General features: G+C 23.1%; 11 protein-coding genes. 5 read left to right on the top strand and 6 right to left on the bottom strand.

Translation table 4 applies throughout. The features are described 5' to 3' along the window. Positions 1-22: 22 nt before the first annotated feature. The 4 genes from EXC47_RS00475 to EXC47_RS00460 all read right to left on the bottom strand — a co-directional run bounded on the left by EXC47_RS00475 (position 23) and on the right by EXC47_RS00460 (position 7,888). Positions 23-1,282, bottom strand: a complete 1,260-nt coding sequence (locus EXC47_RS00475; protein ID WP_129646071.1) for a discoidin domain-containing protein — start codon at positions 1,280-1,282, stop codon at positions 23-25. A gap of 2 nt (positions 1,283-1,284) precedes the next feature. After that, positions 1,285-6,126, bottom strand: a complete 4,842-nt coding sequence (locus tag EXC47_RS00470; RefSeq protein WP_129646069.1) for an MGA_1079 family surface serine endopeptidase — start codon at positions 6,124-6,126, stop codon at positions 1,285-1,287. A gap of 101 nt (positions 6,127-6,227) precedes the next feature. Next, a complete protein-coding gene (locus tag EXC47_RS00465; RefSeq protein WP_129646067.1) occupies positions 6,228-7,058 on the bottom strand; it encodes a deoxyribonuclease IV in 831 nt (276 codons plus the stop codon). Next, positions 7,058-7,888 carry an HAD hydrolase family protein gene (locus tag EXC47_RS00460; protein ID WP_129646065.1) on the bottom strand — a complete coding sequence of 277 codons (831 nt, stop codon included), beginning with the start codon at positions 7,886-7,888 and terminating at the stop codon, positions 7,058-7,060. Before EXC47_RS00460 ends, EXC47_RS00465 begins: the two co-directional genes overlap by 1 nt. A gap of 87 nt (positions 7,889-7,975) precedes the next feature. On the opposite strand from EXC47_RS00460, the gene EXC47_RS00455 reads away from it, so the two are divergent. The 5 genes from EXC47_RS00455 (at position 7,976) to EXC47_RS00435 (ending at position 11,451) form a co-directional block, all read left to right on the top strand. Next, positions 7,976-8,572 carry an FMN-dependent NADH-azoreductase gene (locus EXC47_RS00455; protein WP_129646063.1) on the top strand — a complete coding sequence of 199 codons (597 nt, stop codon included), beginning with the start codon at positions 7,976-7,978 and terminating at the stop codon, positions 8,570-8,572. 113 nt (positions 8,573-8,685) lie between these two features. Next, entirely contained in the window at positions 8,686-8,943 is a 258-nt protein-coding gene (locus EXC47_RS00450) for a TM2 domain-containing protein (RefSeq protein ID WP_129646061.1), read from the top strand. Between the two features lie 47 nt (positions 8,944-8,990). Beyond that, the gene (locus EXC47_RS00445) at positions 8,991-9,608 is read left to right on the top strand and encodes a variable surface lipoprotein (RefSeq protein ID WP_129646059.1); all 618 of its coding nucleotides are present in this window, start codon (positions 8,991-8,993) and stop codon (positions 9,606-9,608) included. 144 nt (positions 9,609-9,752) lie between these two features. Beyond that, a complete protein-coding gene (locus EXC47_RS00440) occupies positions 9,753-10,334 on the top strand; it encodes an FMN-dependent NADH-azoreductase (protein WP_129646057.1) in 582 nt (193 codons plus the stop codon). A gap of 67 nt (positions 10,335-10,401) precedes the next feature. Next, the gene (locus tag EXC47_RS00435; RefSeq protein WP_129646055.1) at positions 10,402-11,451 is read left to right on the top strand and encodes an LLM class flavin-dependent oxidoreductase; all 1,050 of its coding nucleotides are present in this window, start codon (positions 10,402-10,404) and stop codon (positions 11,449-11,451) included. A gap of 31 nt (positions 11,452-11,482) precedes the next feature. Here EXC47_RS00435 and EXC47_RS00430 read toward each other — a convergent pair whose 3' ends face one another. Together EXC47_RS00430 and EXC47_RS00425 are read right to left on the bottom strand one after the other, a co-directional pair. Then, positions 11,483-11,902 (bottom strand): transcription antitermination factor NusB, encoded by a 420-nt coding sequence (locus EXC47_RS00430; protein WP_129646053.1) that lies wholly within the window; start codon positions 11,900-11,902, stop codon positions 11,483-11,485. A 21-nt stretch (positions 11,903-11,923) separates the two neighbouring features. After that, entirely contained in the window at positions 11,924-12,853 is a 930-nt protein-coding gene (locus EXC47_RS00425; protein WP_129646051.1) for an ECF transporter S component family protein, read from the bottom strand. Positions 12,854-12,958 lie beyond the last annotated feature (105 nt).

Raw genomic sequence — 12,958 nt, 5'->3', positions numbered from 1 at the left:
TTTTAAAACTATAAAATTCATTTTATTTTTTAAATTCAAAATCATATATGTTACTTTCAGAATTATCATTATAAACTATAACTTTATATTTTTTTGTATTTGAGCTTTCAAAATATAAATAATTATCAATATAAGAAGCATCTGCCTTCAATGAGAAAGTCTCCTTAAAATCATTAACTTTAAAAGTATATGATTTTTTGGATTCATCTATTTCATAAGTATTTTCGCCATATTTTATCTGTTTTATAACATTAGAAGTATTAACTATAACTGACTCTTTAAAATCTAATCCACTAAATTGAATATCACTTACACCAATTATATGTTTTTCTCCATTTTCATTAGCTTTGGGAACTCAATAAATTCTAACTCATTGAGTTTGTATTTCATCAAATTTAATATTTTTAGGTTTTGAAATATTATTAAACCTATCAGAATATGCTTCCATAGGACCTAAATCTAAATCTGTTATTTTATCTTGATTTTCTACATTAATTCAATTTAATCCATCATTAGAATATTGAATGCGTATTTCTTTTGGCAAAATACCTGAAGAATTACCTCTCTCAGCAAATCTTCAAAAAATTATTGATACTTTAGAAATTTTAGTGTCTACAGCATATTTAAAAACAAAATAATTGTCATCTTGTTCTTTTGCAAATGCTTCTCAATTATCTCATCTAGAAGGCGAATCAAAATAATTTCCATTTTTATCTATAAGTTTATATAAAATATTAGAATTATACTTTGTACTTTTAGATAAATCTATAGTTAATCCATCATTTCTATTTTTATATTCATTATCTTTTATTATAGGCTTATCACTTATTAATATTACAGCTTTTATATTAATAAATTTTTCACTTACTTTTATTTTACCTTCTATTACGGTGTCTTCTAATATCAAATCACTTTCTTTTTGAATGTTTCAATCAGTTTTAAATCAATTAACTTTTCCGTCTTCAGACATAACTTTGATGTTATCTGGTAGTTCACTATAATTAAACTTTTCACCTTTAAAAACCTTAAATATAGGGGTAAAAGAAAACTTATATTGTTCCGGTGATAAACCTTTTAAATTTGTTCCAAATACAGTATTATCAGTTCCTGTATTTATTATGTTAACAAATTTATTATTCTTTTCATAGACTACTTTTTTATCATCATTTGGTTTATTAGGTTCTGGTGTTGGTTTTTCTAAATTATCTTCATATGAGCATGAAATAACTGCGCAAAAAGGTAACGCAAAAGAAGATAACAATAAAGTTGTTTTTATTTTCATTATTACTCTTCTCCATTCTTAACTTCGTTTAAAAATCAAGGCAAATCATATGTAGAAGGATCAACTAAATTAGCTTTAAAAATTTGTGAAGCTACAGATTTATAATTCTTTAATTCTAAAGGATTTTCATTATTATAATTTATACCAAAATAATTATAATCTTTGTTTTCGTAACGAATTCCTCAAGAATCACCTATCCCATTTCCTGCTACTCATGTTGAAAAATATCTATCTCCAGAAGTATACATACCGCTTCCACTAGCACCACCGCCTGAAAATATTTGTGGACCATTTACTTGAAAACTGACCATAACTTTATTATTATCAACATAAGTTCTTCTATTAATTGATCCAGCAAATTGTGTTCTAGGTCAGCCTATTGTACTAATCTCTTTTAAATTAGGTACTGACATATCAATTTGACTTGAATGAATATTAAATTTGGCACTCCCCATTTTCATAAGATTTTCTATTTTTCAAACAATTTGCATATTACCTTTTTCACGAGAAACTCTTAGTTTTTCATTAAGATCTATTGAAAATATAGTTAAATCTCTAAATTCACTTCTATTACCGTCTTTAGATATTTGCTCTCTACCAGTTCATACCATTTTTATTTGATTATTATGAATCGTATTAGCTTCACTAGTTCTAATAGGTCAAGATCTATCAACATTATTATCTATTATATCTGGAACAAAAGCGTATTTTCTTCCATTTCTAATTGAAAGAAAATTATTTCCACTTACAGCATTAAAATCCGAGCCGCCTTCAACATGATTATTAGTCATAATATAAAAAGTTGCATCATTAGGGTCATCGTTTGCTTTCCCAATAATACTTGCTGAAGCAAAAAAGTAACCACCATCTACTAAAAGATTTCTAGAATAAACAGATTCTAAAACATCTCAATCTCTATATTGTTTAATATGAACATATTCAGCATTTAATTTGAAACCTTCATGAAGTTTAAAATCGACATTTTGATTAGGGTAATAAACATTTTTATTTTTTTGGAATTCTAAATCACTATAAAACAAAATTGGCTCACCATATTGATTGTATTCAATATTTTTTAAATCAAATCTATTTTGATCTAACTCAAAATTTTCGTATTCTTCATCATTTGTGTATCTTATAGTTGTTTTAACAGCTGCTGGTAAAACTATAAAAGCTCTATTTTTGTCAAATTTAACATTAGCATCAAACTTCTGCGTTTCAGGTTCTCCCAGTATAATCTTATAAGAATCATCTTCCATTCATATTTTGAATTCAATTCCTTCATCTTCTTTTCAATATATTCCTATAAAATATTTAAAATGAACATTTGCTTTTTCATTAAATGAAGTTCTCTCAATAATAGTGTTTTTTCTATCAACTAACTCGTCAAATGAAAATTTTAAACTTATTGAATTATTTGAATTTCTTAATCTAGAATTTTTTAGGTCATCATTTATTAAAACATTTGCAAAAATATCAAATTGAATAAAACGATTTCTTGAGTTTTCTTTCAGTAGTGTTTTTTCTAAATACTTTCTTTTTAAAGTCCAATTAACATAATTGTTACGTTTATTATTTGATCAAAACAATTCGTCTCAATAAGGTTCAATCACTCTTTCTCTTGTGATTAATTTATTTGATTCTTGTACAGTCTTTAAATTATGCTTAGTAAAAGTCAATTCTTCATTTATATTAAATAAATCACTTCTTGCAAAACCTTTTACTTTAAATCATGTATTCCCTTTTACAATTTGCCCATCAATTGTTCTAACACCAAATTTAACATATGCTTCATCATTTGCTATTCTTTTTATTTCTACTATTTTAAAAAGATTAGATGAAAGAGAAAAATTTTTGTAATGAATTTTTCCATCAGAATTTGTTTTTAAGGTTATTATATTATTTAAATCATCTAAATTATTAATAAATTCTTCTGCTTTTCTTTTAGATAATAAATCATAGTTTACTATCAAATCACTGATTTTAATATTATTTACCATTATTTCTGGGTATAAAGCTTGTTGGTAATCATTAACTATATTAATTAGCTTATAATCAATGCCATTTGTGAATCTAATGTTAGTATTTCTTTTGTTTATAAAACCTAACTTAAATGTCATTTCTCTATTATTTAATTCTCTTACATCATAATAATAAGTAAAATAATTACGTCTTATTTCACCTAAATCCTTTGAATTTCTTTCAAGATCTTTATCATAAATACCAACGCCTAATGGAACATAATCTTCATTTGAATAATTATCAGATTTTTGAGGATTAGAATCAGAATTTCTTAATTCTATTAAATATTCCATATTAATAAAAGCTTTTTGTTCAATCATATCTTTTAAATTAAGAGCTCTATATTCTTTTCTATTATATTTTCTACCTTGTGTTAATCTAAGTTTAAAATTAGTCTCATTTATTGAATTAAACAAATCACGGTGTTTCTGAGATATAACTTCACCATTTTTACTTAAAAAATCGTTAAAAGTCATTACTTCATTATTAATAGGTTTAATATCATTGAAATTTAAAAGTTTAAAACTAGAAATAGTTTTTTTGTATTTGTCTAATTCATTAACATTTTCAATAGGAACTTCAATACCATTTTTTTTATATCACAATATAAAATCAACATTGCCGTTATAATCATTTATATTTTTTAAATCTTTAATAAAAACTTCATATTTTCCAAATTTAGGCATAATATATAAATCATCAAAAGCTTTTTTAGCATCAGAAGCTAAATATGCTATATGTGATAGCTTTACACCTTCTTTGAATTTTATTTTTGACATAAAAGAAGCTGTATCGCTCTTAACAATTTCTAGTATTTTTTGTAAATCTAATGCATCTTTATTTGATTCTTTTTCATATTCATTTTCTAAAAATTCAATAGTATTTTTAGTTGAAATTTTCTGTGTTCTTATTATTTGATTATTAAATAAAATTTTAATAGTAAAAAATAATTTACTTTCTTTTATTTCGATATCATCATCAATTTCATAATTAAAATATTTAAATATTTTTTTCTTTTTGCCTTTAAATAAATTCTTTTTATCTTTTAATAAAAGATTATTAAATTCATTTATAGTTACATTTTTAAAATAATCATAATCAAAATTAAATATTTCATCAATACTATTTATATTTATCGCTTCAATAATAGGGTTTGCATCTTTTGCTAAAGTCTTAGAAATTGAAAATTCATATGAAATAGTTGGTTCTGATATCATTGAAACTTTTATTTTAGCCACCAAAGTGTTTTTATCATTCTCATCTAAATATAAATCAACTATTTCATAATCAACTTCTTTTGTATCATAATTATCAAAAAATAATTTTGCATTGTTTAAATCATAAGATAGCGAATATGCATAAGACTCTAAATCATACTTTTTAGAATTATCTGTCATTTCAAATTTTCAAACATTCATAGTTTGTTCTTTAAATAATTCTAATATTGATTTACTTTGATTTTCAGAAGAATTAGAGTTTAAAATATTTTTAAAAATAATATTTGCCTCTTCAATCAAAGTTAATGTTTCATCTAAATTATATGGATTCAACTTATTGATAATATTATCATTTGAAAAACTATTAATAATTATTAATTTTCTATAAAAGAACAATGCTTGTTCATTATCAATAGAATTAGAAAATATTTTATCTTTAATTAATTGAATATTTATTAATGTTTCGCTAAATTTAGATTGTATTAAATTAATTTTTTCCTTATAAGAATTAAATTCTAAAAGTGAATTAAAGTTTTTTATTTTTAAAATAAGTGAATTTTTTATTTCTTCAGAAATTAAAAAAGAAGAAATTTTAGATATTAAATCTTTTTTTAATTCTTCAAGTTTTAAATCGTAATTTTGAACAATGTTTTCAATATCAATTATTTGTTTAAAAATTATTACATTTAAAAGTTTATTTTTTAACAATTCTTTTTCATGATTATTTAGTGTGTCAGAATTATCTATTTTTTTATTAACTTTTTTTATTTCTTTAACTAAATTATTTGGTTGTAAATTATTACTAATAATAATATTATTCAAATTTTCAACAATTAAAGTTGACTTTTCTTTTATTTGAATTATGTTAGATAATTTATCAAATGTTTTTAAAAATACTTTTGCCTCATTCAATGCTTTTTCTAAAATGTCACTTAAATTTGGGCCATCATAACTTCTTATTATATTTTCCAAAAATAAAATATTATTTTCAATTTCTATAACATGATCAAAAAATAATTTTCTTAATATAGAGTTATTAAAAATTGATAAAATGTTTTCATTTATAAATTCAGATAATAAAATTGATTTTAAATTTAGTTTATTAACCTTTTCTATAAATTCTTTAAAATTTTTATTATTTTCATCAATTTTGTTATTACGTACCTTTATTTTTTTTAATGTTGACTTTATTTTTAAAACTAAATCATCATTAATTTGTTTATAAGATTCATTATTAGTATTGATAATTTTATCAAACTCGCTTAATTCAGAAAAAATTTTTTCATCTTCATTTAAGTTATTTTTAATTTGAATGTATGATTTATTTATTTTTAGTTCTAAAATTTCTTTATAAGTATTTAAAAAACTAATTAAATTTTTTGTAATATGGTAAGGATATTTTTTAGATTTAATATCTTCAAATATTGTTGATTTTATTATTTTAAAATAAGAAAAATTATTATTTTTAAAATAATTATTAATTAAATTTAAATTTTCAGAATTAGAATTAACATTTTCATTTAAATTACTTAATCCTGCTAATGGTGCAAAAAAACCTATAAGTGAAAGTGAATTTAATATAAATTTTTTATATCTTTTTTTCATAATTTCTCCTAGGTTGTAATAATAAACTTATAGTTTTATATATAAAATTTTACAATATATTATTTATATTAATACTTGATATTAATAAAATAATAAAAAAATTATTCTTTATTTAAAAGAATAATTATTTCCTCTTTATAAATAGGCCCTTCATCTGTTCAAGGAGTTTCTAAAATAATAGGAATGTTATCAAAATCTTTATCATGGACAAATTTTGATAGTGTTTCAAGACCTATATATCCTTTTCCTATATTTTCATGTCTGTCTTTATGAGATTCTATTTGATTTTTTGAATCGTTTAAATGTATAACTTTTATATTTTTTAAAATATCATATTTTTTTAATATTTCTTTGAATTCTTCGTAATTTTTTATATTGTACCCAGAATCTCATACATGGCAAGTGTCTAGGCAAACTTGAAATCTTTCATTATCTATTTTGTCTATAAAATAACGTATTTGGTCAAAATTAACACCTACTTCTTTACCTTTTCCCGCCATTGTTTCAACACATATAATAACGTCTTTTGTTTTTGAAAGAATTTCCTTGATTGATAAAACAAATCTATCTAAAGAATCCTGTAAATCAAAATTTGTACTTGAACCTGGGTGTAAAACTAAATATTTAGCTCCTATATAATTCATTCTTTCAATTTCTTTTATTAAAAAATCTATTGCAAAATTATATTTTTCTAAAGAAGTTGGATTAACAATATATGGAGCGTGGACAATAATATCTTCAGGTTTTATTGTAGAACTATATTTTTCCAAATACTCTTTCAAACAGTATTTTTCGACATCTACTCTATTTTTATTTTGTGGAGCACCTAAATAAATCATTGCACAATTTGCTCCATTTGATATTGAAGTTTCAATCGCACCAACTAAATAATTTGGACTATTAAAACTAACATGACTTCCTATTTTTATCATTAATCAATAACCTTTCCTAAAAAATATTTATAAATTCCAGAATATTTATAATTTGGCGCCACTTCATCAGCTAATGTTTTTATTAACTTAGAACCATTTTTCATTGCTACTAATTTTCCTACATATCCTTTAACACAAGCATCTGCATCAGAATCACCAATATGAACTGCATTTTCTTTCATTAAACCTTTAGCCTCTAAATATATTTGTTCAGCAATACCTTTATTTGAAGAATTTGAAGTAATTTCAATAACAAATCCTTTATTCGCAATATATGCATTTAATTTGTTCCCAAAATAATTAGAAAATTTTCTGATTATTTTTTTTGCTTTAAAAGGATTTTTAACTATTAGAGCAAGTTTAATAACATCATTGTGCTTTGTATAGTCAAAATTCTTAAAAAGCTCAATTATATTTCACTTTTTAGATAAAAATAATTTATTTAAAAACCTGTCAATCTTTGTTCTCAAATAAACAGATTCTCCATTTTTATCAAAAACAACTAAAGGTAATCTTAAATTGTATGCATAATCCAAAACATCAAAAATAAGTTGATCTTCTATCTTAAAATATTTATGTAAATTATTATTTATATAAATTTCCCCTCCACCTGAACAAATAGCATCTTCGATTTGTAGAAGTTTCATAGTTTCTTTTATTCTATGATCGTTATAAGATCTTCCTGTGGAAATTACAACATTTACAAATTTTTTTATCATCATAATTGCATTAATATTATTTTTGCTAATTCTAGTGCCTGTTTTTAAGTCAAATAATGTACCATCTAAATCTAAAAAATATGTAAAAATTTTATTATTTGTTATACTCATATAGATTATTATATAAAATTAAAAATAAGAACTAATTAATATTTTTAATGGTTTTTATAACTTTTTACTATTTTTAAAAGGAGACACATGTCAAAAAAAGTTTTAGTTATTTACTCTTCAGTAAACAAAGAGTCTGTAACATCAAAGGCTACAAATGCTTTCGTTAAAAAATATGAAAATAAATACCCAAACTCAGAAATTACATTATTAGATTTATCAACTAGCACATTTAGCAAAAATTCATTAACTGCTGAAAATTTTTCAACTTTTTGAAATGATAATGAAGCAGACAAATGAATAGATTTATTAAAAAATGTTGATTTAGTAGTTGTTGGTGCGCCAATGTACAATTTTAATATTTCAGGAATGCTAAAAAATTTTCTTGATACAGTTTGTGTAGCAAATAAAACATTTTCATATAAATATTCTAAAAAAGGTGATGCAATAGGATTGGTAACAAATATAGATGTAGCAATAATCGGTGCACAAGGAGCGCCTCTTGGATGATATCCATTTGGTAACCATGTTGCTTATTTAGAAGGAACATTTAAATTTATTGGTGCAAAAAATGTGTACACATATTTAATAGATGGTGTCAAAGTAGCTCCAAGAAGCACAATTTCACAAGAAGAAATTATTAAAGAAATTTCACCTGAATTAGACAAAATTATTTCTAATTTATAAAAATATAGAAGGCTTTTGCTTTCTTTTTTTATACTTATTAAGAATAAAATTATTAATTAATATAATTATGTAAAATAATATAAATACATAAAATATTATTTAAAGGAGAAATAATGGAAACAAATTTTATCGAAAATGCTTTTAAACCAAAATCATCTCCAAAATCAAGATTAGTATTATTTTTACTTTCTTATTTTGCTGGATGATGAGGTGTTGATAGATTTTATGCTGGCCAAATTGGTTTAGGAATTGTAAAACTATTAACATTTTCTGGATTTGGAATTTGATGACTTATAGATGTTATTTTATCTGCAACAGGTGAAATCAAAGATGAAAATAATTTACCTATTAATGATTGAAAAATTAAATAATTTCTTATAATTACTTCTATATTTAATTAATTATTAAGGAGAAAAAAATGAAAAATAAATTTATTAAATTATTAGGTTTAACACCTTTAACATTAGCACCTATTGCTATTGCTGCATCATGTAATACAACTTCAGAAAACAGCGAAGATAAAAAAGTATTAGAGGAAAAAGAAATCGCAGGAACAAATATTAAAATTGTTCCTTACAAAGGAACAGTTGAAGAAAAAGCTTTACCAGAAGGATGAACATACTCAACAGAAACAAATCTTTCAAGTATAAACAAAGAAGAATTTGCTTTTGAACCAGCTTCTGGACAAAGTTTTGCAAATGATAAATTAATATCTACAAAAGGTAAAGAAAATAGCTATGATATTTTCTTAAGTTCATTCCAAGGTACAAACACAGTATATGGTAAATCAGAAAGTACAAAACCTTTTGAAGGTATTAATTTAGGAACATTTAAAGGTACTACATTCAATTTCACAACAGCAACAAATCCAATTTATACAAACTCAAAAGGTCTTCAAAATGCTAGTGGATACGCAACAGTTATAGAAAATACAGAAGGTAGAACAATTAAAGTTCTTGTAAGATTATTCAACTTCAAAAGTAAACAAATTTCTAAATCTGTTTATGAATTAACATTAACTCATGTTACAGTTTAATAAAAAAGCCTAAATAATGGCTTTTTTTATTAAAAAAATGAAAAAGTGATTTTTTTAGCGTTTTTTTAATAAAAAAAATCATTTTTTTATTTTTTTAATTTTTTTGTTTTATAATATCAACATTACGTATAAGGAGACATATATATGAAAAAAATATTATTTTTAGATAGTGCTGTCATTAGCAAACCATATTCTTTTTTAACAGCTGTTATGGATGAATTCCAAAAAGTTGCTGGCAATGTAGAAAGAATTAATTTAAACGATACAGAATTTGCAAAAAATTCATTAAACGGAAACACATTCCCACAATATTGATCATTAGTAAAAAGCGATGAGTGAATAGAAAAATTAAAACAAACAGATTTATTAGTTATTTCTTCATCACTTATAAACTTTACAGCGCCTGCAATTCTTAAAAACTTTTTTGATGGTATAGCAGTAGCAGATAAAACATTTTCATACAAATTATCAAAAGACGGCAATCCAGTTGGTTTATTAAATAACTTAAATGTTGTTGTTGTTACAAGCCAAGGTGGACCACAACCTGAAGGAACAGAATCTATTCAAAAACAATGATTAAGAACTGTTTTAAATTTTGTTGGAGCTAAATCAATTAATTTTATTGAAATTAATGGTACAAAAATGCCAAATTTAGCTAATGTTAATCCAGAAGATTACGCAAAAACACGTGTAGCTGAATTTGAACAAATTTTAAAAAATATATAAAATATTAAAGTTGCATCTAATATTATTTAGCAACTTTTTTTACTAAAAATATACAAAAGAGGACAAAATGAAAAAAATTGAATTAGGTATTTCTACATTTGGAGATACAACAGTTTTAGAAACAACTAGAAAAGCAATACCTCATCACGAAAGAATTAGAAACATGATTGAGGAAGTAGAACTTGCAGATAAATTAGGTTTAGATGTTTATGCTGTTGGTGAGCATCATAGAGATGACTTTGCAGTTTCAAGCCCTGAAATGATTTTAGCAGCTGGAGCTGTTAATACAAAAAATATTAAATTATCAAGCGCTGTTACAGTTTTATCTTCAGCAGATCCTATTAGAGTTTATCAAAACTTTTCTCATGTTGATGCATTATCAAATGGTAGATCAGAAATAATGGTTGGTAGAGGATCATTTACAGAATCTTTCCCATTATTTGGATATGACTTAAAAGATTATGATGAATTATTTGATGAAAAACTAGATATGTTATTACATGTTAAAGAAAATGAAATAGTTAACTGACCAGGAACAAAATTTACTCAAAAAGTTGATAAAAAAGGTGTTTATCCAAGAGCTATGGATATGCCAATATGAGTAGCTACTGGTGGTAATGTTAATTCAAGTATAAAAATCGCTTCAAAAGGATTACCTATTGCGTATGCTATTATCGGTGGAAGACCAGAAAGTTTTAAACCAATTATTGATGCTTATAGAAATTTTGGTAAACATGTAGGTTATACTGATGAACAATTAAAAGTAGCTTCTCACTCATGAGGTTTTATTGCAGAAACAGATGAAGAAGCAATTAATAAATTCTGATTCCCAACAAAAACTTTTGTAGGTAGAATTGCACAAGATAGAGCGCATTGAAGAGAGTTAGATCATGCATCATATATGCACATGGTTAGTTCAGAAGGAGCAATGTTTGTTGGTTCACCAGAAACTGTTGCTAAAAAAATTATTAAAGTTATGGAAGCTTTAGGTTTAGATAGATTCTTACTTCATTTACCTGTAGGTTCAGTACCTCACGAAGATACAATGAAAGCTATTAAACTTTATGGTGAAAAAGTTGCTCCAATTGTTAGAGAATACTTCACAAACAAAAAATAATTTATAAAAATAGATATGCTTTAAAACATATCTATTTTTTTTCGCTCAATATTTTTTCGCCTTTAACAAAAAGTTTATAAACATTATTTAAAATTGCATTAACCATTTTATAAAAATTATTATCATCACCATAATATAATTTTGTTATTTCTACAGCTTCATTTATTACAATTCTTGGTTGTATAGTAAATAATTCATTAGCTGCATTAATTAATATAGCTCTTATTAAGGGAGATATTCTATTTCAACTTCAATCTTCTCTTAAGAATGTTGAAATAGAAGTTTTAAGAAAGGCATAATTTTTTGCAATTTTCTCTATTTGAAGAAATTGATTATTATTTAGATTAGAATAATTTTCAAAAATATACTTTGTGTCCAATTTAGTTTCAATTAACTCAAAATAATATATAGCATTAATAATTTCTATTCTAAAATCCCGCATTTTTTTCATTTTCATATTTTTTATTATATATTAATAAACTATTTTCTGATTATTATTTATTTGATTTTGCAATATATGTTTTATAACTGAAAAAACAGGTGTTAATAATAATGTTAAAATAGGAATTGAAATCAAACTTTTTATAATTATGGGAACAAAATAAATTAGATAATCAACTCCTATTGATTTTAATTTTTTATTAGGGTTTAATCTATAAAAATAATTAAACCAACTTATGTATGTTATAGGTCCTAGAACTCATCTAAATATAATAACAATTAATGTAACCAAAGATAGTATAAATAAGTAATTTAATATTCTTTCATTTTTCTTTTTAAAAGAAAATATTATTAATAATATTGTAGCTACTAGCATTAAAAACAAATATAAACAAACTAATGCCAATATAGCAAATCAACTTATATTTTGTCAATCCCTTCTTACTTTTTGTGATATACCTTTGGTTGAAAAAATTATTTTATTATTTTCATCATAAGTAACTTGTGTAAAAAATATATATAAGATAATAATAGTCGCCAAAGTTATAACAATAAAAGGTAAAATTATTTTAATTATTTTTGATCTATTTAGCAATGAATAATAAAGACTACTTAAAATTGCAATTGCAGGAGGAATAAGTGCATATAAATAATATCATGTTCCTATTTTACCTGTTAATAGTAATCCTAAAGTGTCTGCAATTATTGCTAAAACTGCACCTTTAAAAGGTCCTAATATTATTCCAAAAAATATATAAAATATATATTCTAACTCTAAGGGAATAAATCTTAAAATTGTTAATTTAAAAATAGCAGAATATATCATATAAAAAGCAACTAATATACCACTTAATGTTAAATTAGTTACACTAAATTTAAATGTTTCATTAAAAAATAATCTAATTTTTTCTAAAAAAGAATCTTTTTTATCTTTATTTATGTTTTTGTAAATATTATTCATATTATTTTATTATAACTATATAAAAAAGTTTTAGCTTAAAAAATCTATTTTTAATTTTTTTAATATGTATTTTTTAAGATTTTTAAAGTTTGTAATTTAAATAAA

It is taken from the genome of Mycoplasmopsis maculosa (assembly GCF_900660665.1).
GTDB lineage: Bacteria > Bacillota_I > Bacilli_A > Mycoplasmatales > Metamycoplasmataceae > Mycoplasmopsis > Mycoplasmopsis maculosa.
The sequence above is the reverse complement of the archived record's forward strand: the minus strand, read 5'-3'. Positions and strand labels throughout refer to the sequence as shown.